Annotated in this window: 23 protein-coding genes; 22 read left to right on the forward strand and 1 reads right to left on the reverse strand. The window is 48.3% G+C overall.

Annotated features, from left to right (window positions below):
* The first annotated feature begins 58 nt into the window (after positions 1-58).
* The 4 genes from B3M90_RS10250 (at position 59) to B3M90_RS10265 (ending at position 2731) form a co-directional block, all read left to right on the forward strand.
* Positions 59-1063, forward strand: a complete 1005-nt coding sequence (locus tag B3M90_RS10250; RefSeq protein ID WP_214855239.1) for a S66 family peptidase — start codon at positions 59-61, stop codon at positions 1061-1063.
* Between the two features lie 103 nt (positions 1064-1166).
* Positions 1167-1604 carry a peptidylprolyl isomerase gene (locus tag B3M90_RS10255; protein ID WP_023467682.1) on the forward strand — a complete coding sequence of 146 codons (438 nt, stop codon included), beginning with the start codon at positions 1167-1169 and terminating at the stop codon, positions 1602-1604.
* A gap of 97 nt (positions 1605-1701) precedes the next feature.
* On the forward strand, positions 1702-2229 hold the full coding sequence (locus B3M90_RS10260; protein ID WP_290783960.1) for a type 1 glutamine amidotransferase domain-containing protein: 528 nt from the start codon (positions 1702-1704) through the stop codon (positions 2227-2229).
* A 154-nt stretch (positions 2230-2383) separates the two neighbouring features.
* Entirely contained in the window at positions 2384-2731 is a 348-nt protein-coding gene (locus tag B3M90_RS10265) for a GNAT family N-acetyltransferase (RefSeq protein ID WP_290755424.1), read from the forward strand.
* 17 nt (positions 2732-2748) lie between these two features.
* On the opposite strand, the gene B3M90_RS10270 is transcribed toward B3M90_RS10265, so the two are convergent.
* The gene (locus B3M90_RS10270) at positions 2749-3213 is read right to left on the reverse strand and encodes a DUF309 domain-containing protein (protein ID WP_214855245.1); all 465 of its coding nucleotides are present in this window, start codon (positions 3211-3213) and stop codon (positions 2749-2751) included.
* 92 nt (positions 3214-3305) lie between these two features.
* Here B3M90_RS10270 and B3M90_RS10275 point away from each other — a divergent pair, with 92 nt between their 5' ends.
* The 18 genes from B3M90_RS10275 (at position 3306) to rny (ending at position 21921) form a co-directional block, all read left to right on the forward strand.
* The gene (locus tag B3M90_RS10275; RefSeq protein WP_214855247.1) at positions 3306-4061 is read left to right on the forward strand and encodes a segregation/condensation protein A; all 756 of its coding nucleotides are present in this window, start codon (positions 3306-3308) and stop codon (positions 4059-4061) included.
* Positions 4051-4623: an SMC-Scp complex subunit ScpB gene (gene scpB, locus B3M90_RS10280; RefSeq protein ID WP_214855249.1), complete on the forward strand. Its 573-nt coding sequence runs from the start codon at positions 4051-4053 to the stop codon at positions 4621-4623. Before B3M90_RS10275 ends, scpB begins: the two co-directional genes overlap by 11 nt.
* Positions 4623-5384 carry a pseudouridine synthase gene (locus tag B3M90_RS10285; RefSeq protein ID WP_023467688.1) on the forward strand — a complete coding sequence of 254 codons (762 nt, stop codon included), beginning with the start codon at positions 4623-4625 and terminating at the stop codon, positions 5382-5384. The genes scpB and B3M90_RS10285 overlap by 1 nt, the downstream gene beginning before the upstream one ends.
* Positions 5385-5510: 126 nt before the next feature.
* Complete coding sequence (locus B3M90_RS10290; protein ID WP_214855252.1) at positions 5511-6101, forward strand: redoxin domain-containing protein; 591 nt, start codon at positions 5511-5513, stop codon at positions 6099-6101.
* A 22-nt stretch (positions 6102-6123) separates the two neighbouring features.
* Positions 6124-7671, forward strand: coding sequence for a cytochrome c biogenesis protein ResB (resB, locus tag B3M90_RS10295; RefSeq protein WP_251137910.1), 1548 nt, complete (start codon positions 6124-6126; stop codon positions 7669-7671).
* Positions 7668-8834: a c-type cytochrome biogenesis protein CcsB gene (ccsB, locus tag B3M90_RS10300; RefSeq protein ID WP_035408879.1), complete on the forward strand. Its 1167-nt coding sequence runs from the start codon at positions 7668-7670 to the stop codon at positions 8832-8834. The genes resB and ccsB overlap by 4 nt, the downstream gene beginning before the upstream one ends.
* A 171-nt stretch (positions 8835-9005) precedes the next feature.
* Complete coding sequence (locus tag B3M90_RS10305; RefSeq protein WP_214855255.1) at positions 9006-9728, forward strand: response regulator transcription factor; 723 nt, start codon at positions 9006-9008, stop codon at positions 9726-9728.
* Complete coding sequence (locus tag B3M90_RS10310; RefSeq protein WP_214855258.1) at positions 9725-11452, forward strand: ATP-binding protein; 1728 nt, start codon at positions 9725-9727, stop codon at positions 11450-11452. Before B3M90_RS10305 ends, B3M90_RS10310 begins: the two co-directional genes overlap by 4 nt.
* Positions 11453-11485: 33 nt before the next feature.
* Positions 11486-12034 carry a cob(I)yrinic acid a,c-diamide adenosyltransferase gene (locus tag B3M90_RS10315; RefSeq protein ID WP_035408870.1) on the forward strand — a complete coding sequence of 183 codons (549 nt, stop codon included), beginning with the start codon at positions 11486-11488 and terminating at the stop codon, positions 12032-12034.
* Positions 12034-13287: an EF-P 5-aminopentanol modification-associated protein YfmF gene (yfmF, locus tag B3M90_RS10320; RefSeq protein ID WP_290783963.1), complete on the forward strand. Its 1254-nt coding sequence runs from the start codon at positions 12034-12036 to the stop codon at positions 13285-13287. Before B3M90_RS10315 ends, yfmF begins: the two co-directional genes overlap by 1 nt.
* Complete coding sequence (yfmH, locus tag B3M90_RS10325; RefSeq protein ID WP_290783965.1) at positions 13284-14555, forward strand: EF-P 5-aminopentanol modification-associated protein YfmH; 1272 nt, start codon at positions 13284-13286, stop codon at positions 14553-14555. The genes yfmF and yfmH overlap by 4 nt, the downstream gene beginning before the upstream one ends.
* Positions 14555-15259: an elongation factor P 5-aminopentanone reductase gene (gene ymfI, locus B3M90_RS10330; protein WP_290783967.1), complete on the forward strand. Its 705-nt coding sequence runs from the start codon at positions 14555-14557 to the stop codon at positions 15257-15259. Before yfmH ends, ymfI begins: the two co-directional genes overlap by 1 nt.
* Before the next feature lie 94 nt (positions 15260-15353).
* A complete protein-coding gene (locus tag B3M90_RS10335) occupies positions 15354-16136 on the forward strand; it encodes a DUF3388 domain-containing protein (RefSeq protein ID WP_023467698.1) in 783 nt (260 codons plus the stop codon).
* Between the two features lie 9 nt (positions 16137-16145).
* On the forward strand, positions 16146-17063 hold the full coding sequence (locus B3M90_RS10340) for a helix-turn-helix domain-containing protein (protein WP_290783969.1): 918 nt from the start codon (positions 16146-16148) through the stop codon (positions 17061-17063).
* 64 nt (positions 17064-17127) lie between these two features.
* Entirely contained in the window at positions 17128-17706 is a 579-nt protein-coding gene (pgsA, locus tag B3M90_RS10345) for a CDP-diacylglycerol--glycerol-3-phosphate 3-phosphatidyltransferase (protein ID WP_290783971.1), read from the forward strand.
* Positions 17707-17777: 71 nt separating this feature from the next.
* Positions 17778-19010, forward strand: coding sequence for a competence/damage-inducible protein A (locus tag B3M90_RS10350; RefSeq protein WP_290783973.1), 1233 nt, complete (start codon positions 17778-17780; stop codon positions 19008-19010).
* Between the two features lie 111 nt (positions 19011-19121).
* Entirely contained in the window at positions 19122-20165 is a 1044-nt protein-coding gene (recA, locus tag B3M90_RS10355; RefSeq protein WP_195865458.1) for a recombinase RecA, read from the forward strand.
* Between the two features lie 193 nt (positions 20166-20358).
* Entirely contained in the window at positions 20359-21921 is a 1563-nt protein-coding gene (gene rny, locus B3M90_RS10360; RefSeq protein ID WP_023467703.1) for a ribonuclease Y, read from the forward strand.
* Positions 21922-21968 lie beyond the last annotated feature (47 nt).

Raw genomic sequence — 21968 nt, forward strand, 5'->3', positions numbered from 1 at the left:
TTCCTTTTCGATTTGTTATACTGGAAATACTTGTAATGAAAAAAGGGGGGGAACTCTCATGAAACCACCACGCTTACAAAAAGGGAATAAGATTGCTATCGTCTCGCCGGCGTCAGCTGTTGCAGCATACGTACCGCGTCGTCTCGCCCGCGGGATCGCAACACTTGAAAAAATGGGGTTTGAGGTCGTCTTGATGCCGAATGCAACGGCTGTTCATAGTCATACGGCAGGAACGATCGGCGAACGGCTGCAAGATTTACATATGGCATTCGCAGATCCGTCGATTAAGGCGATCATCTCGACGATCGGTGGGTTTAACTCACACCAGTTGCTCGACGAACTTGATTATGAGTTGATCCGAAACAATCCGAAGATCTTCGTAGGTTACAGCGATATCACGGCACTGTTTGCGGGCATCTATCAGCAGACAGGATTGACGACGTTCGTCGGACCCGCACTGCTGACGCAGTTCGGTCAATTCGATGGTCTAGATCCGTATACGGAAGAATCGTTCAAACGTACGTTCATGCAGACGGAGCCGATTGGTCGAATCGAAGCATCGGAGGAATGGACGGACGAGATCTTACGCTGGGACGTCGCGGACGACCGAAGACGAGAACATCAAGTGAACGCAGGATACACGATCGTTAAGACCGGTATTGCAGAAGGACCGATTTTGACGGGGAACACGGGAACACTTTTACTGCTTGCTGGAACACCTTACTTGCCAACGTTTGATGGTGTCGTCTTGATGCTTGAGGATGACGAGAGTGAGACACCGGAAACGATTGACCGGTATTTCACGCAATTGCGACACATGGGTGCGTATGATAAGATTGCGGCACTCGTCGTCGGACGCTTCCCGCGCAAAGTCGATTTTGATCCGGACTTCCCGCTCAAAGACATCATTTTACGTGCGACACGAGGATATGATTTCCCGATCATTCTTGATGCGGACTTCGGACATACGGATCCCGTTGCAACACTGGCGAATGGGGTGCGGATTCGTGTTGAAGCAACGGATTCGGTGACGCTCGATGTGTTAGAGGCAGCCGTCGAGTAAAAAGGTCTGCACGACGTCTTGAAATTTGGTACACTGTACCATGGAATCACGATCTTGAATCGTGACGAATCTCCTGCTGAAAAGCACGAAAGGTTGGTCAAACATGCAAAAAACTGGTCATATCTTATTAGAAGATGGAAATAAAATCGAATTCGAATTGTTCAACGATGAAGCACCGATCACGACTGAAAACTTCGAAAACCTTGCAAACTCGAACTTCTACGATGGATTGAACTTCCACCGTGTCATCCCAGGCTTCGTCTCACAAGGCGGATGCCCAATCGGAAACGGTACAGGCGGTTCAGGAAAAACGATCCCTTGCGAAACGTCAACATCATACCCACATAAACACAAAGCGGGTTCACTTTCGATGGCACACGCTGGTCGCAACACTGGATCAAGCCAATTCTTCATCGTACACGAGCCACAACCGCATCTCGACGGCGTACACACGGTCTTCGGACAAGTGACTTCAGGTCTCGAACATGCACAAAAAATGAAGCAAGGCGCTGGCATCAAAGAAATCCGCGTCGAAGCGTAAGTTCTTGCTCCTCTTCGAACGTTTCGAAGAGGAGTTTTCTTTTTTTAGATCCGGGTACAATCAGTAAGGGAACTTAACTCGAAAAGGAGTGTTTGTCATGCGTTTAGAAGGAAAACGAATCATCCAAGTCGTCAGCAATGACTTCGAGGATTTAGAATTATGGTATCCAGTCCATCGCTTACGTGAAGAGGGCGCAATCGTCGACGTCGTCGGGGAAAAAGCAGATGAGACGTACATCGGAAAATATGGTGTCCCGATCAAATCGAATAAGACGTTTGATGAGATCAATCCATCGGAATACGATGCAATTCTTGTTCCGGGTGGTTGGTCGCCCGATCTGTTACGCCGCTTTGACTCTGTTTTGAACATGGTGCGTCATTTTGACCAGAACAAGCAACCGATTGGTCAAATCTGCCACGCTGGTTGGGTGCTGATCTCTGCTGGCATCTTAAAAGGTGTTAACGTCACGAGTACGTCAGGGATCAAGGATGATATGACGAATGCAGGTGCGGTTTGGCATGATGAAGCCGTCGTCGTTGACGGACATATCGTCTCGAGTCGTCGTCCGCCCGATCTACCGGACTACATGCGTGCCTTCATCCAAGTGATGGAAGAACAAGCATGATTCAGATGCAGGGGACGTCACGTGACGGTCTCCTGCCTTTTTGATGGATTATGAAAAAAATGCAGTAATTCTGTGTGAGAAGGTGTAGAATGAATGAGTCTCAGTCGTGTTCATGCTCCTGAGAGTTGTCGAAATTAGGAAGGTGTAGAATCACATGCTAGTAAAATATAAGAAGTTGAATGAACGGACCGCGATGGGGCTGATCGCCTTTTCGTGCGAAGTGAAGGATCCGAAGTATTTGCTTGAAACGGTTCAAGCCTATGAACAGGAAGAAGACCAACGCTTGTATTTGTACAAACAAGATGAGGATTTCGTCGGTGTCATCGGGTTTCAATTAATGGATGGCCATGCTGAATTGAAACATATCGCCTTATCACCGTCTTTCCGTGGAGAACGGATGTCGTATCTCCTACTCGATGAAGCAGTCAAGCTCCTTCGAACGGATATTACGGGTGCGACCGAAGAGACGCAACGCCTCGTCGACAAATGGAAAAACCAATAAAAAGACCGGTCCATGGCTTAGATGGACCGGTCTCTTCGGTTTTGTAGCGCTTCTTGGCGTGCAAGAACGACATCCGTGCGATCACGCAAGCGATGCTTATGCGTCACATAGTCGAGATCAGGTGCTGTCGCTTCAAGCGCAACGGTCCGGATGACATCCGGGAAGACAGGTAACGGGATGTGTCGATAAACCGGATCCGTAAATTGATGAAGATGATCGAGCAAACGAGAGACGTCGATTCCGGACGCAATCAGCGTAGTTCGGTGACGTTCGATCTTATCAAATGCTTTCACATATGTCCGCTGTGCACCGGTCGCATTGCCGCGCCGATGGTGATAGCGGGCGACGGCCAGTTGGATTAAACCAACGAGCGCCTCATCCTGGCGCTGTCCTTCTTGCCAGACTTCCTCTAAGATTTCATGGCACTCGAAGTAATCGTGCCGGATGTTGAATTCGAATACGAATCGCTCGATTGGATTCATGGAATCACCTCTTCCTTTGAATATAACATAGTCGAACCTATCCGTTGTATGGTATACTAAGGCGCAAAAAACGTTGATGGGCAGGGAGAATCATGGAATCATACAGTGTAAAGATGGATGCGTTTGAAGGCCCGCTGGACTTGCTGTTACACTTGGTTGGTAAATTAGAAATCGATATTTATGATATATCCGTTTCCATGGTGACGGATCAATATGTGTCCTATATCCGTGCGATGCAACATCTTGAACTAGATGTTGCTAGTGAATATCTTGTCATGGCAGCGACGCTGTTGCAACTGAAAAGCAAACAACTCTTGCCGGTTGAACAGACGGAATACGATGAGATTCCCGATTTCGAGGAAGAACCGACACGAGAAGGTCTGATTCAACAGTTGATCGAGTATAAAGCGTATAAGGAAGCGGCACTCGTCCTCAAGGAAAAGGAAGAGGCGCGCCTTGAGCTGTTCTCGAAACAACCAGAGGATTTGATGCGTTATCTCGATACGGACGCACAAGAGTATAATGGTACGTTATCCCTAAGTGATTTATTGCGTGCATACGAAAAAATGCGTCAACGGGAAGCTTGGAAGGTACGTCGCTCGAAGACGGTTAAACGGGAAGAACGGTCGCTTGAGCAACAGATGGAGTCCGTTGCCCGTTACGTCGCGACGCGTGAGCGTACGACATTCTTTGGCTTTTTTGTGGAGCAGCCGACGGTCGAAGAACTGGTCGTCAGTTTCCTCGCCGTCCTAGAACTCGTGAAGCAACGGGTCATTGATTGTGAACAAATGACCGATGACATTTTGTTGCGTAGCATGGTGAAGGAGGAGAGTCAGATTGGCGTATGAACAAATCATTGAAAGCTTGTTATTCGTCGTCGGCGATGACGGTATCGACCCACGTGGTCTCAGTCAAGCACTAGAGATCAGTGAAGCAGCGGCGCGCGAACAGTTACTGGCTCTTCAGACGACGTTCGAAGCAGAGCGACGGGTGTTGCAAATCGTGGAGTCAGGTGGCGTCTTTAAGATGGTGACACGTAAAGAGATGTCGCCGTATATTCAGGCGTATGCGGGATCACTTGCAGAAGACTCCTTGTCTCGAGCAGCGATGGAGACACTCGTCATCATCGCGTACAAACAACCCGTCACGCGTGCTGATATCGAAGTCGTCCGTGGCGTCAAGACGGAACGCGTCATCCATACGTTAAGTGCAAAAGGTTTGATTGAAGAAGCGGGACGTGCCAAAGGCGTTGGTCGCGCGAAATTGTATAAGACGACGGATCATTTCCTGGACCACTTTGGTCTGAATAGCATTGAGGAGTTACCACCACTCGAGTTCGAAGAAACGTTCGAATCAGATGGAGATCTCTTCTTCCGGAATGATCCTTCATTAGAGGAGAGAGTGAATTAATGGAACGGTTACAAAAAATCATCGCACAAGCAGGTGTCGCTTCACGGCGTAAAGCAGAGGAATTGATTACAGCAGGCCGCGTCAAGGTTAACGGGAAAGTCATCACGGAGCTCGGAACGAAAGTTGGAGCGCGTGCTGAAGTCGAAGTCGACGGCGTGAAGCTTGAGCGTGAAGAACACGTTTATTACATGCTGTATAAACCAACAGGTGTCGTCTCGACGGTTGAAGACGATAAGGGACGTAAGACGGTCGTTGATCTCGTACCACCGGGACACCGTGTTTTCCCAGTCGGTCGACTCGACTACAATACAAGCGGTCTTCTTTTGATGACGAATGACGGTGAATTCTCGAACCTTCTGCTTCACCCGAAGTATAAGGTACCGAAACGCTACATCGTCAAAATCAAAGGCGTACCGGAATATTTCCACGTCAAAGGTCTTGAAAAAGGCGTCGTCTTGCCGGATGGCTTTAAGACAGGGAAAGCACGCGTCGAGATGCGTGACATCGATAAGAAGAAAAACACGGCAATCCTTGAGATGGTCATCTACGAGGGACATAACCGCCAAGTCCGTCAAATGGTCGAGACACTCGGTTCAGAAGTCTTGAAGTTGAAACGTGAACAGTTCGGTTTCTTGACACTGGCAGGTCTTACTTCTGGCGAGTGGCGTGAACTTTCAAAAAAAGAAGTCAATCAATTGCGTGAGCTAGCGGATCCAGCCGCTCCACCTACGAAAAGACGTAAGAACACAAAAAAACGTTAATTTGTAAAGCGAGAAGCTCATCCTCCGGGTTGAGTTTTCTTTTTTTGTGACAAAACGATTAACGAATTTCACATTTTATCAACGTTTAAGCGATTTCAAGTACAATATGGGTGGAGGCGGTAAAATATGAAAAAAACGAAACAAAATCCGGAAGAACGCTTAGCAGCAGCCCAGCAAAAAAAGAAGAAACGCTCTTTCTGGCGTCTGATGATCATGACGATGGTCTTGTTCGCCGGTGCTGTCGTCATCATGCAATTCGTCGATCAAGCGACACGTGATAAAAACGGTCGTGTCATGGCAGGCGATGATGCTCCTGGTTTCGCGCTCGTCGATCTATACGGTGAGAAACAGCACTCAATGGATGAATACAAAGGAAAAGGACTTTTACTCAATTTCTGGGGTACATTCTGCGAACCATGTAAGAAAGAGATGCCTTTGATCAATGACAACTATCAGATGATGCAGGATCAAGGTGTCAATTTCGTAGCGGTCAATGTCGGAGAAACACCGGTTCGAGTCTCAAGCTTCATCAAGGATATCGGCGGAACGGATTATCCGATCCTCATGGATACGAATAATTCGGTCGAGAAGGCTTACGGGATCTACAACTTACCTGTGACGTTCATCATCAACAAAAAAGGTGAGGTCGTCGAGAAATACGAAGGTGAGATTGATCAAGCGAAGCTGGAAGAGATGGTGAAGAAGGCGAACGAGTAACGCATCGAAGGGGGATTTAAGGATGCAGGAGCAAGAAGATTTCAAACAACTGGACATGCGTTACGAGGAAGCAGAACTTCGTTCGAAACGTAAAAATCCATCTTGGATCGACCGGGCATGGACGTTCTTCTCGTCCGTCAAGGTCGGGTTATGGCTGATCGGTCTGATCATCATCGCGAGTGGGGTCGGTACGATCTTCCCGCAAGAGATGTATATTCCGCAGGCAACACCACCGGAAGAATTTTATCAAAAAGAATACGGTACGGCAGGGGATATCTACTATACGTTAGGATTCCACAACCTGTTTGAATCATGGTGGTACATCGGATTAATCACACTGTTACTCTTATCGATCATCATCGTGTCGATTGACCGCTTCTTCCCGCTCTACCGAGCATTGAAGAAACAACCGGTCATCCAGTCGGACCGTTTCATGAATGGTCAGCGATTTGGCGCTGAAGCGACTGGAGACGTCAAAAAAATCGATGCGATCGCACCGTTACTTGAGAAGAAGGGCTATAAAGTCCGTCGACAAGATGGGGCGCTCTTAGCGGAAAAACAACGGTTTGGACGATGGGGTCCTTACATCAACCATATCGGTCTTGTACTCTTCTTTGGAGGAGCGATGCTTCGGGTCGTACCGGGTATGCATGAAGATGAACTGCTCTGGCTTCGTGAAGGAGAGACATTACCAATCGAAGCGACGGACAACAAGTATTACTTGAAAAATGAAGCGTTCAACATCGAGTTCTATGATCCTGAGAAGGTGGATGAAAAATTCAAGAAATCGCTTGAAGCAGCGGGCGGAAACGTGCCGAAAAACTACGACACGAAGATGACGCTCTATAAAAAAGTCGGAGAGACAAGTGATTTCAAACCGAAACTCGAAGAAGTCAAATCAGGTGAGACAGCAGTCAACCGTCCATTCGAATTCGATGATTTCCAAGTCTTCCAAGAACAATACGCGGCAGATCCAGAATTTAAGACGATGTCGTTTAGCATCGTCAACCAAAAGACAGGTAAAGTCGTGGATACGATCAAGGTCGATTTACGTGAACCAAAAGAGACCTACAAGTTGAAAAACGGCTATGATGTCGAATTGAAGGATTTCTTGCCTGATTTCGTCGTCAAGGATGGACAGCCGACGACCAATTCTGGACGTCCTGTCAATCCGGCGTTCGTCTTTAATATCAAATCACCGGAGCACCCAAAAGGGGAGCGTAGCTTGATTGGTATCAAGCTGAATGTCGGTGGGGATGAGAACCAGTACAAGATGGCGTTTGCCGGTACGGAGCTCTCAAACATCTCAGGTGTCCGAATCAAGAAAGACTTGACGCTCCCGTTCCTCTTTGCGGGTGGCATCATCTTCATGGCAGGTCTATTGATCGGGATGTACTGGCCGCACCGTCGTCTCTGGTTACGTGAGAAGAACGGTCGCATTCAGATTGCTGGATTTACAAACAAAAACGCATTAGGGCTTCAAAAAGAAGCCAATCTCGCGTTGACGGAAGTTGGTCTACCAGAACTTGAGGACCGACAAAAGTTGCGGGAAGAGGGGGAAGCTAAATGAATATGCTTCAGTTGAGCAGTAATCTGCTCCTAACGTCATTCATCGTCTACCTCGTCAGTACAGGTTTTTTCGCTGTTGCGACGAGTGGTAAAAAAGGTCCGACACGTTCTGGTAAGATCGCCTATACGCTCGCGATCATCGGTTTTCTTGCTCAGTTAGGGTATTTCTTTACGCGCTGGGCGGGTGCTGGACACGTTCCGGTCTCAAATTTATACGAATACACGACATTCTTTGGTATGATGATGGTCCTTGGATTCTTGATCGTCTATGCCATCTATAAAAACAATGTCCTTGGCTTGATTGCAATGCCGGTTGCCTTGCTCGTCATCGCTTATGCGTCGATGTTCCCGGATGAGGTCCAACCCTTGATTCCGGCACTTCAAAGTGTCTGGCTCAAAATCCACGTTACGACGGCAGCGCTCGGTGAGGGGATTCTCGCTGTCAGTTTTGCGACCGGATTGCTCTATCTGGTCCACGCGACGGATTTCAATAAAGAATCGAAAACACGGACATGGCTTGAAATCGTCATGTTCTCACTCGTTTGTGTCGTTGGTTACATCCTCGTCGGCCTCTTGTTCAAAGCAACAGGTTCTGCATCAACGATCGAATACGTCGCGAAGAATGGTGCGAAGATGACACATGAATACACGATGCCGGTTCTGACAGGTCCTGAGAACGGAAAAGTCTTATCTGGTTCAGGTGCCGTCATTGAATTGCCGAACTTCTTGAATGCGAATAAGGTCAATACGGTCTTATGGTCAGTCATTGGTGGCGTCGTCTTATATGTGTTGCTACGTTTCGTAGTTCTCCGTAAGCGTGTCGCAGAGAGTCTGAAACCAATCGCGCGGAAGATTGATCTAGAAACAGCCGATGAGATTAGTTACCGTGCGATTGCGATTGGTCTTCCAATCTTCATCCTTGGCGGATTGATCTTCGCAATGATTTGGGCGCAAATGGCATGGAGCCGCTATTGGGGTTGGGACCCGAAAGAGGTTTGGGCACTGATCACGATGCTCTTCTACGTGTTCTATCTCCACATGCGCATCCAGCGTGGATGGATTGGTAAAAAATCAGCATGGTTATGTGTTGGTGGTTTTGCTGTCATCATGTTCAACCTTGTCTTCGTTAACCTTGTCGTAGCGGGATTACACTCGTACGCATAAGGAAAAGAAAAGCAGCGGATCCGGAAACGGTCCGCTGCTTTTTCATGTTTCTCTGACAAAAGAGTATCGTTTAGGAGAAATCAGCCAGTGCAAGCCATTCTTTTCGTTTCATAGTATACTAAAAGAGTAGTAGGATAGAGGAGTAGAGTTTAGTTTATAGGAGGAGACAGCATGTCAGAAGAAGCACGTATTTTAGTCGTCGACGATGAGGAACGAATTCGTCGCCTGTTGAAGATGTATCTGGAGCGGGAAAATTTCACGATCGAGGAAGCAGACAATGGAGAGGCGGCGCTTGAAATGGCGCTTGAGACAGAATACGATGTCATTCTCCTCGACTTGATGATGCCGAAGATGGACGGGATGCAAGTTTGTGAAGAACTACGGAAAACGAAAGCGACGCCGGTCGTCATGCTGACGGCAAAAGGTGAAGAAACGAATCGCGTCCATGGGTTTGAAATGGGGGCAGATGATTATATCGTCAAACCATTCAGTCCACGTGAAGTCGTTTTGCGTGTCAAAGCAATCCTTCGCCGAGCGAGTGCAACGAAATTCCTCCATACGGATGCGAAAACAAAAGATGTCATCGTCTTCCCACATTTGACGATTGATAATGACGCACACCGCGTGACGGTTGAATCACAAGAAGTCAATTTAACACCAAAAGAATATGAACTCCTGTATTTCTTGGCAAAACAAACGGACAAAGTATTCTCACGGGAACAACTACTCAAGGAAGTCTGGAACTATGAATTTTTTGGGGATCTTCGGACGGTCGATACACACGTCAAACGTCTGCGTGAAAAGCTGAATCGTTTGTCTCCGAATGCTGCTCAAATGATCACGACGGTCTGGGGTGTCGGATACAAGTTCGAGAATAGTCCGACCGGACGATGAAATGGTTGCAAAGTGTAGTCATCAAACTATGGGGCACGATCCTATTGCTTGTCTCGGTCGTCTTGATCGCCTTGACGATCTTGTTACTTGAATTTTTCAACTCTTTTCATATCGAACAGGAGCGGGTGCACCTTGCAAAGCTCGGTCAACAAGTCGAGACCGTCTTTCAGGCGCACTCCGGTATCGAGGAAGGATCGAGTACTGCTGTCGAAATCACGGATATATATGGCGCGACATTAATTGCGAAGACCCAGGACGATTCTGTCGAAGCGAATATTTCACAAGCGAAAGCGAACCGGATCATCAAGGAGCTCGAACGTCAGAACTGGAAAGCGATCGATGGTGAAGAAGGTGAGACGGCAATCGGTAATTACGAGACCTTCGATGGAAAGGCGGCACTCGCGTATCGAGCACCGCTCATTACGGATAGCGGCAACGGAACGATCTACTTGATCGAACAATTGACGAATATCGAGCAAGCGAATGAAGGCGCACGTCAAATCATTCAGCTCTGTGTCTTGTTAGCGATCATCGGGACGACCGTCTTTGCTTTCTTCCTATCGACACGGATCACCGCACCACTACGGACGATTCGTCAAGCCGTCGTTGAGGCCGGTGAAGGGAAATTCGATCAAAGCCTGACGCAACGTTCACGTGATGAGATTGGTGACTTAGCGCTTGCCTTTAACGAGATGAGTAGCCAACTCAATCAATACGTCACGGATCTTGATAAGGAGCGGCATTTGCTCTCCTCGATTCTGCGCTGTATGGCAGACGGCGTGTTGACGTTCTCAAAATCAGGTGAGCTACTCGCGACGAATCCACCAGCTGAAGCATTTCTTGCAGGTTCTCCCGTACCGGATGAACTGATTGAACTGTTCCAGACGGTCATGAAGGAAGAGACGGAGATGACGGTTTCTTTTGAACGGGAAGGACGCTTTTACATCATCATCGTCAGTCCGTTACTCGAACAAGAAGAGCAGATCGGAGCGGTCGCTGTCCTGCGCGACATGACGGAAGCACAACAACTGGAGAAGATGCGGGCCGACTTCGTCGCGAATGTCAGCCATGAACTGCGGACGCCACTCGTCATGTTGCAAGGGTATTCGGAAGCGATCGTCGACGGGATGACGGAAAGTGACGAGGCGACGAAAGAATTTGCATCAATCATCTATGATGAATCGCAACGCTTGTCCCGTCTCGTCAATGATCTACTCGATCTCGCGCGGATGGAAGCCGGTTATCAGGAGTTACGGATTGAAGCCATCGAAACGGTCTCGTTTGCACAGCGAGTCATCAAGAAATTCAAACAAATGGGACGCGATAAGCAGGTCACTTTCTCGGTTTCCGGTCCGAACATCACATTTGATGCCGATCCGGATCAGATGGAACAAGTCTTGACGAATCTTCTTGGAAACGCCCTGCGTTATACGGAGAACGGAGAAATCAAGATTAAGATTGACGAAGATAGGGAAAACATTACATTATCCGTCATCGATTCAGGTGACGGGATTCCGGAAGAAGATCTACCTTTCGTCTTTGATCGTTTCTATAAGGCGGACAAGGCACGAACGCGCGGTAAGACCGGTACAGGAATTGGTCTTGCGATCGTCGCGAACGTCGTCCGTGCTCATGGTGGAGAGGTCGAAGTCGACAGCCGCTTAGGAGAAGGAGCGACTTTCCGAATCCGATTACCCAAAAAACAAAGGAAGCGAACATTATGAGTCGCTTCCTTTCGCTATAGGAGTGAATAAAACATGAAAATTTATACGAAATCAGGCGATGAAGGAGAAACATCCCTTGTCGGTGGGAGAGTCAAAAAAAATGATCGATTGATCAGCTTGATGGGAGAACTCGATGAATTGAATAGCTTCGTCGGACTTGCTCGGACCAAAGCATCATCGATCGAAGTACGAGAACAATTGACGGTCATCCAGCATGCGTTGTTCGACTGTGGCAGTGACTTGATGTATGTCGAACCTCGTCCATCACGGTTAAGTCAGGAAGCAACAGTTGATTTAGAAAGTTGGATTGATAGTTTAACGGAATTATCGCCACCACTCGACAAGTTCATCTTACCAGGCGGAACGGAAGCGGCCGCGACATTGCATGTGGCACGGACGGTCTGCCGTCGCGTCGAACGTTCGATGATCGATGTTCCCCAAGCGGCTCATTTGTTACCGTTCATCAATCGGCTCAGTGATTTCTTTTTTACAGCAGCCCGTTATGAGAATGCCGTTAACCAAAAAGCAGATATTGAATACGTTCGCAGTGCGCATGTGTTCAAGCGAAAGGATGGAGAGTAATGAGTCAGTCATTTAGTACATGGAAAAAGGAAGGAACGAGCTTCCACCTCGTTCCGACCGATAAATTCAAGACGACGACGATCCTCGTCACGTTTTCAGCACCGCTAGAGGCGAAAACACTGACTAGCCGCGCGATTTTACCATACATCATGGAAAAATCGACAGCTGCTTATCCGTCGATGAAAGCATTACGTGAGCCACTTGAGACATTATATGATGCCGGGCTTTATGCGGACGCGTCGAAGTTCGGTGAAGAGCATGTCATCTCGTTCCAACTTGATGTCGTCCGTGGAGAACTCGTCCATCACCCGTCGTTATTAAAAGAAGCACTTGAATTGCTAGAGCAAATGGTGCTGTATCCAGACTTGACGGAAAGTGGTTTCCGCGAACAGTTCGTCAAACAAGAAAAGCGACTGCATGCCTTACGAATCAGCTCGCTGTACGACGATAAGATGCGCTACGCACAGCAGCGTCTTCTTGAATTGATGGCACCAGGTGAAGCCGTCTCGTTACCATCGCTTGGGACAATCGAAGAACTAGAACGGATCACTCCATCGTCCTTGCGTGATACATACCGTTCGATGATCGAAGACGATCGAATCGATGTTTTCGTCGTCGGACAGGTGACGAAGGAGGAAATGGAAGATGCGTTGTCCTTCTTGCCATCGCACTCAGAAAAAGTCAGCCATTACATCCCTGCCCAAAAACCGGTCAACGGTGTGAAACGGTCGAGCGAAACGCAACCGATCAAACAAGGGAAGCTGCACCTTGGTTACCGGGTAGCGGTCGATCCGACGTCTGCCGATTCAATCCGGATGCAAATCGTCAACGGTCTGTTTGGTGGCTTTCCACATTCAAAACTGTTCATGAATGTCCGTGAAAAAGAGAGTCTCGCCTATTATGCGGCTTCACGATATGCGGCATTAAACAGTGCACTCTACGTCTATGCAGGGGTTGACACAAAAGAAGCGGAACGTGCCGAGAAAATCATCCTAGAGCAACTCGTTGATTTGAAGGCGGGACAGTTCACGGATGAAGAATTAACACAGACGAAGGCGATGTTGATCAATGCGCGCCGTCAAATTCTTGATCAGCCGGGGCAATTGATTGGCTGGTTGAATGGTTCGAAGATGCGTGGACTGACACTTGAAGATGAGATCCACATCATCGAGACGGCGACACGTGAAGACGTCGTCCGATTAGCAACGGCAATCAATCTTGATGCCGTATATCTACTGCGAGGTGAAGCATGATGGAACAACTGACCTATCACGATACAGACGAAACGGTATACCACGAGCAGCTCGATAACGGGTTGTCTGTCTACCTGTTGCCAAAAAAAGGTTATGAAAAGACGTATGCGACGTTTACGACGCGTTATGGTTCGATTGATCAACGATTCAAAAAAGGCGAGGAATGGATCACGGTACCGGACGGCATCGCCCATTTCCTCGAGCATAAAATGTTTGAATCTGAAAAAGGGGACGTCTTCCAAGAGTTCGGTCGTCTTGGTGCCTCAGCGAACGCCTTTACCTCGTTTTCACGGACAGCGTACTTATTCTCAGCGACGTCATTGATTGAACAAAACCTCGAGACGTTGATCGATTTCGTACAGGATCCCTTCTTCACGCCGGAAAGCGTTGAAAAAGAGAAGGGGATCATCACGCAAGAAATCCAGATGTATCAAGATAATCCGGGATGGCGCTTGTTCTTCGGTCTGATCGAATCAATGTATGCGACGCATCCGGTCCGAATCGATATCGCAGGAACACCGGAATCAATCAATCAAATCACAGCCGATGACCTATACACGTGCTATCACACGTTCTATCATCCATCGAACATGGTATTGTTCGTTGTCGGAAACATCGACCCGGAAGAGACGCTGGCATTGATCAAGGCGAATCAGGCGAAGAAGGACTATACGGATCGCCCGGCGATCGAGCGGGATTATGGTCAAGAACCGCACGGTGTGCATCGTCCACGTCTTGAACTTGAGCTCGATGTCAAGACGCCGAAGGTATTGATCGGTTATAAGGACGAATCTGTCCGCGGCGAAGCACAAGTCCGTCGTGAGTTAACGAGTGAATTATTATTGCACCTCTTATTCGATCAAACATCATCGACGTATTTGGAATTGTATGAAGACGGTCTGATCAACGACACGTTCAGCTTTGATTACTCGAGTGAGGAAGAGTTCGCCTTCGCGACGTTCGGCATGGAGACAGAGGATCCAGACAAGTTTATCCAAGCGTATGAGACACTTCTGCAAACGCGTCCTGACTTCACGGAAGATGAAGTCACGCGCAAGCGGAACATGATGCAAGGGAAATTCCTTCGTGCCTTGAACTCACCGGAATTCATTGCGAACCAGTTCTCGCGTCACGCACTTGCCGGTACGAATCTGTTCACGCTTCCGACATTGATTGCTTCGATTACGAAAGAAGAGATCGAAGCCCGTTTCGACGAGTTGTTCGCCATTGAAAACCGGGCGATCTCAATCGTCAAACCGTACGCATGATGCGAATCCTCATCACAGGTGCGAGTGGCGCCATTGGTCTTGCGGCAGCAAAACAACTTGCTGCCGCCGGACATGAATTGGTACTTCAGACGTATCGACAGCAAGCAGTTTTGGAACGGATGATAGAGGAGTGGCCAGGAGAGCACCACATCCTGACGGCGAATTTAGCGGATGATGAGGACTTGCAAGCATTTTGTACGGCGTTACCTGTCGTCGATGCCTTCGTCCATTGTGCCGGAACGAGTTATAGCGGTCTGTTGCTCGATCAATCGGCAACATCAATGAGTGAACTTTGGAGAATACATGTCGATGCGTTGATGCGCATCAGCCAAACGGTGACGCGGACGAAACCGTTTACGTCGCAGCTTGCGATCGTCGTCATCAGTAGTGTATTAGGGGAACAAGGTGTCGCGGGTGAGGTTGCCTATTCGACGTGCAAGGCAGCACAGCTGGGCTTCGTCAAAGCATACAGTAAAGAACTTGGACCAATGCATGGACGCATCAATGCGATTACGCCAGGATGGATTGATACGCCGATGAACGCGATTTTTTCTGAGGATGAAAAGGCAGAAGCGATTGCTGAAATCCCTGCCGGACGATTCGGAAAAGTAGAGGAAGTGGCTTCTGCAATCCGTTACTTGGTGCAACCAGAATCGAGTTATGTGTCGGGAGCCATCCTTAAAATAGATGGTGCGTGGATGTAAGCATTGGAATTTCAGTTCAGGAATGCTTTTCATTTTTCAAAAAATCATTTAACATGAGGAATGGATAATCGTATCAATAGAGGAGGATGGGCGCGTGAGTGAGTTCGAGCAATGGTATCTCGAATATGAATTAAAGGTCAACCGTCCCGGTATACTCGGGGACATTGCTTCGTTGATGGGAATGTTACATATTTCGATCGTGACGATCAATGGTGTCGATCATCAACGACGCGGTATGTTGCTCCAAACGAAACAACCGGATCAAATTCCACGACTCGCTGCTATTCTCAAGACGATGTCAACCATAGAGGTCATCAAACTACGAAAACCAAAACTGCGCGACCGGATTGCGATTCGACACGGTCGTTATATCGATCAAAGCAGTGATGAACGAAAGACGTTCCGCTTCGTTCGGGAAGACTTAGGGATTCTCGTCGATTTCATGGCAGAACTATGCAAACAGGATGGGCACTTGTTGATTGGTGTCCGCGGTATGCCACGAGTCGGGAAGACGGAATCGATCGTCGCTGCAAGCGTCAGTGCGAACAAGAAATGGTTGTTCCTTTCTTCGACGCTGATCAAACAGACGGTCCGAACGTCGTTATTCGATGACGAACGGACTGGGGATTATGTCTACATCATCGATGCCTTGGTGTCGCAACGGAATTTCGATGAACGGCACTGGCAGATTTTACGCGAAGTCATGCGACTACCGGCGACGAAAATCGTCGAACATCCGGATGCCTTCGTCAAATCAAGTGAATATACGTGGGATGATTTTGATTACATCATTGAATTACGCAACACGACAGAAGAAATCATTGTGACTGAACTGCCTCGTTCCCATGGGGGAAATGATTGGTTCAACTTTGAATAAGTATGAAAAATGGAAGGTGTGTTACCGATGACCGAGCTCGGAACCTACTTAAAGGAACAACGAGAGGCGCTAGGCGTCTCTCTCGAACAAATTCAAACGACGACGAAGATTCAAAAGCGTTACATCGTCGCGATTGAAGAAGGCAACTATGATCAATTACCAGGTGCTTTTTACGCCCGGGCCTTCATCAAGACATATGCGGAAGCACTCGGTCTTGACGTCGACGAAGTCTTCACGACCTATAAGCGTGATCTTCCGGAACCGGAGACACAACCGGTCGTCGAATTATCACGACGCGCGACGTATTCGAAATCAAGTACACCGAAGAAAAGCGTTGCAAAGCGCTGGATTCCGAACATCATCATCATCGTGCTAATTTTTGCGATTGGTGCTGCCTTGTATTATGGACTTCAGATGTTCCTCGACGGTAACGAAGAGGCAAAAACGTCTGCACCGAAGCAAAACGATGTCACGATCGACCAAGGAGACGCACCGAGTAAAGAAACGGATGCGCCTGCGAAGACGGAAGAAAAGCCGAAGGAAGAACCGGCGAAACAAGAAGAAACAAAAGAAAAACCTAAAAAAGAAGCGCTTGCTGCGAAGTCGACATCTGGTCAAGATGTCACCTATGAAGTCGCAACGAAAGATACGATGAGTGTCTCGATTCAAATCAAGAAAGATGCCTCTCCATCACCATTCGTTGGTGTGCGTGATACATCCCTTGAAGGAAAAGCACTCGCGCCAGATCACATCAACGCGTCGGATCCGAATCCGATCGTCGTGAAGGACGCGAAGACGGACTTGATCCGGATCCGGATCGGTTCGATTAAAGGGATTGATAAAATCGTCGTCAATGACCAAGAACTGAAACTGAACCGTTCGCTTCTCGTCCAAAACATCTATCTGAAGAAAGTAGCCACGCCGTAAATCGGCGTGCCTTCTTTTAGATGGCATATTCATCTACATATGAAATGAAGGAGGAGGGCGTTACATGAACTTACCGAATCAATTGACAGTATTACGCGTTTTATTAATTCCCGTGTTCGTCATCGTACTTGCGATTGATCCGAACTGGGGACAGTGGGATGTACTAGGAGCTGAACTTCCCGTCTCACACTTCGTTGCAGCCATCATCTTCCTTGTTGCTTCACTGACGGACTGGCTTGATGGGTATATCGCCCGCAAACAAAAACTAGTGACGAACTTTGGAAAATTCATGGATCCACTTGCTGATAAGATGTTAGTCGCTGCTGCGCTCGTCTACCTCGTGGAACTTGAGTTCGTCGCGGCATGGATCGTCGTCATCATTCTCTGCCGTGAGTTCGCAGTCACGGGTCTGCGTCTTGTCGCTTCTGACGAAGGCATCGTTCTTGCTGCCGGAAACTCTGGGAAAGCCAAGACTTGGGTCCAGTTGACATCGATTACAGCGTATTTATTGCACGATATCTTTTTTGCGATGTGGAACATTCCATTCGCAGATATCACGATGTGGCTTGCTCTTATCTTGACGATCTACTCAGGCGTCGAGTATTTCTCGAAAAACATCAAGTTAATTACGAAATCCATGTAAGTTGGATCAATTTAGACTGTTCGTCATACCGAACAGTCTTTTCTTATACTTCAAGAAGGTGAGGAATCAACATGAAAGCAGAAATCATCGCAGTCGGAAGTGAGCTTCTCCTTGGAGAAATCGCCAACACGAATGCACAGTACCTTTCCGAATGGCTAGCCAGTGCAGGAATTGACGTTCATTATCATACAGTCGTCGGTGACAACCGCGAGCGGATGCAGGAAACGTTCCGTCAGGCGCAACAACGGGCGGATCTCCTCGTCATCACAGGGGGTCTTGGACCAACGGAAGATGATTTAACGAAAGAGGTGCTCGCAGATCTTCTCGGACGTGATCTCATTCTCGATCAAGCAGCGTACGAAAGAATCGAAGGATTCTTGAAGACACGTCAACGGGAGATGACGAACAACGAGCAGAAACAAGCATTAGTCATCGATGGCGCGACGGTTTTACGCAATGATGCGGGTCTTGCTCCCGGTATGTCGGTGCAGACGGAGCACCATCAATATATCGTTTTACCCGGTGTGCCACGTGAGATGAAGCAAATCCTCAAAGATCACTTCAGTCATTTGTTCGGTCAAGAGACAATCCGTTCCCGAACACTACGTTTCTTCGGAATCGGAGAATCGGCTCTAAACGATCGCCTGGAAACGTTAATCAAAGAAGCAACCAATCCATCGGTCGCCCCTTATGCGGAACTCGCTGAAGTCCGGTTGCGTCTGACTGCTAAAGCACTCGATCAACAGGAAGCCGACAATATGCTCGATGAACTGGAACAACACGTACTGGCTGAAGTGGGCATGTACTTTTATGGATATGGCGAGACGAGTCTGCCGGAAGTCGTACTGAAACGGTATCAAGAAGCAGGATTGACACTGTCACTCGCCGAATCACTGACGGGAGGAGCTGTCGCGAGTGGTCTCGTTGATGTCAGCGGTGCGAGTCAAGTGTTGCGCGGGAGCGCCGTCGTCTATGATGATGCAGCGAAGCAAGCCGTGTTATCGGTACCGGAAGTTTTGTTACGAGAGCATACTGCTGTCAGTAAAGAGGTCGCGATCGCGATGGCTGAAGGGGTACGGGAACTGTATCAATCCGATATCGCCGTCGCGTTGACAGGGGAAGCAGGTCCGACGAGCAACAGCGGAAAAGTGGTCGGAACCGTCTATTGTGCTGTTGCGGACGCACGTGGAACACGCATCGTCGAATGGCAATATCCATCGTTCGACCGAGGAATGATTCGACTGCGCGCCGTCAAGGATACCTATTTCCTTCTACTGAAACATCTCGAAAAAGCACCCGAGTGAGAAAAATGGCCAATGTGCAAGTATGCGAATAAATGTTCGTAAAATGCTTGTCATTCGGTCTCAAAAGAAGTACAATAATCTCAGTAAGATAATTAAAAGGAGGCCTGCTACGTGAGTGATCGTAAAGCAGCACTTGAGATGGCGTTACGCCAGATAGAGAAACAGTTCGGTAAAGGTTCCATCATGAAACTCGGAGAAAATGCGGATCAGAAGGTTTCAGTGATCTCTTCTGGATCGATTACATTAGATATTGCCCTAGGTGCAGGTGGATACCCACGTGGACGGGTCATCGAAGTATACGGACCTGAATCGTCAGGTAAAACGACGGTAGCGCTTCATGCAATTGCAGAAGTTCAAAAACAAGGTGGACAAGCAGCATTCATCGATGCGGAGCACGCGCTTGATCCAGCATATGCCAACAAACTTGGTGTCAACATCGATGAGCTCCTCTTGTCACAACCGGACACTGGGGAACAGGCACTTGAAATCGCGGAAGCACTCGTTCGTTCTGGTGCGGTCGATATTCTTGTCGTCGACTCTGTTGCGGCACTCGTACCAAAAGCAGAGATCGAAGGCGAAATGGGTGACTCACACGTCGGTCTTCAAGCACGTTTAATGAGCCAAGCGCTTCGTAAGTTGTCTGGTGCAACGAATAAATCGAAGACGATCGTCATCTTCATCAACCAAATCCGTGAAAAAATCGGTGTCATGTTCGGTAACCCGGAAACAACTCCAGGTGGTCGCGCACTTAAATTCTACTCGTCTGTACGTTTAGAAGTGCGTCGTGCGGAAGCGTTGAAAAACGGTACGGACGTCGTCGGTAACAAAACGAAGATTAAGGTCGTCAAAAACAAGATCGCACCTCCGTTCAAACAAGCGGAAGTTGATATCATGTACGGTCAAGGGATTTCGAAGGTCGGTGAGTTGATCGACATCGGAACAGACCTCGATATCGTTCAAAAGAGTGGTGCATGGTACTCGTACAACTCAGAGCGTCTCGGTCAAGGACGTGAGAACGCGAAGCAATACATGGTCGAGCATCCGGAAGTCGCAGCAGAGGTCGAACGTTTGATTCGTGAACACCACGGTCTCGTCGATCGCGAAGAGCCGGTTGATTTCGAAGCAGAACAACCAGAAGATCTATTTGCTGAATAAACCGTTTCAGAGAGGATTCGCATGCGAATCCTCTCTTTTTTAGTGTAAAAGAGGAAAACAGTGGAATTCTTTCCCGTCCGTTCGTTGACAATGAACGAGTGCTATCCTTACAATATAGATGTACGTTTTTTAGACAGCTTCGATGAAATACCGAAATGAACTAAGAAACACCTTGCAAAGGGGAGGTGAACCCATGAGTACACTGACTTGGATTGTCATACTTCTCCTCACTTTGCTGATCGCATTCATCGTAGGCTACTTCTTGCGGAAATCGATTGCAGAAGCGAAAATTCAAGGCGCAGAAACGGAAGCGAACAAAATCGTTGAACGTGCGCGTGAATCGGCTGAGGCAACGAAAAAAGAAGCAGTACTCGAAGCGAAAGATGAAGCATTCAAACTTCGTAACGAAGTGGAAAAAGAATTGCGTGAACGTCGCCAAGAGCTAGCGAAACAAGAAGCCCGGTTGCTCCAGAAAGAAGAGACACTCGATCGCCGTGTTGACGCTATCGACCGTAAGGAAGATCAAATCAATACACGTGATGCAGAGATCGCGAAACGGAAGCATCAAGCTGAAGAACTAGAGCGCAAAGTAGAGGACCTGTATGAACAGGGACGTCAAGAGCTTGTCCGCGTCGCGAATTTATCGCAAGACGAGGCAAGAACGATCATCATGGATGAGACGAAACAGGCTGCTTTACACGACGCAGCCATTCTTCAAAAAGAAATCGAACAAAAAGCAAAAGAAGAAGCCGACAAGAAAGCACGTAACATCTTGTCACTTGCGATTCAACGGTTCGCCGCTGAACATATCGCAGAGACGACTGTATCGGTCGTCAACTTGCCGAACGATGAGATGAAAGGTCGGATCATCGGACGGGAAGGCCGCAACATCCGTACGCTCGAGACCTTGACTGGGATCGACTTGATCATCGATGATACGCCGGAAGCCGTCATTTTGTCTGGTTTTGACCCAATTCGTCGCGAAGTCGCTAAAATGGCGCTCGAGAAATTGGTTCAGGATGGTCGGATTCACCCGGCCCGTATTGAAGAGATGGTCGACAAATCCCGTCGTGAAGTCGACGAGCGGATTCGAGAAATCGGGGAAGAAGCGACGTATGATGTCGGAATCCACGGCATTCATCCGGACCTTGTCAAAATTCTCGGTCGCTTGAAGTACCGTACGAGTTACGGACAGAACGTCCTGTATCACTCACTTGAGGTTGCCCACCTTGCAGGTATGATGGCAGCTGAACTTGGAGAAGATGTCACGCTTGCGAAGCGTGCGGGTCTTCTGCATGATATCGGGAAAGCGATCGACCACGAAGTCGAAGGCAGTCACGTTGAGATCGGAGTCGAGCTCGGTACGAAGTATAAAGAGCATCCAACCGTCATCAACGCGATCGCGTCCCACCACGGGGATACGGAAGCGACATCTGTCATTTCCGTCTTGGTCGCAGCTGCGGATGCATTATCTGCTGCTCGTCCAGGTGCACGTCAAGAGACACTCGAAAGTTATATCCGCCGTCTCGAACGCCTCGAGGAAATCTCGGAATCGTTCGACGGTGTCGAAAAATCATTTGCGATCCAAGCGGGTCGTGAAGTCCGCATCATCGTTCGACCTGACGTCGTCGATGATGTACTGGCTCACAAGATGGCGAGTGACATCCGGAAAAAAATCGAAGAAGAACTCGATTATCCGGGACACATCAAAGTCACGGTCATTCGGGAAACGCGAGCAGTCGAATACGCGAAATAAGTGGAGTGGCGGGGGGCCGCCCCCTTTTTTTATTAAAGGAGGGAAAG

Source organism: Exiguobacterium sp. UBA6309, from assembly GCF_002439205.1.
In the GTDB taxonomy this organism is placed as follows: Bacteria; Bacillota; Bacilli; order Exiguobacteriales; family Exiguobacteriaceae; genus Exiguobacterium_A.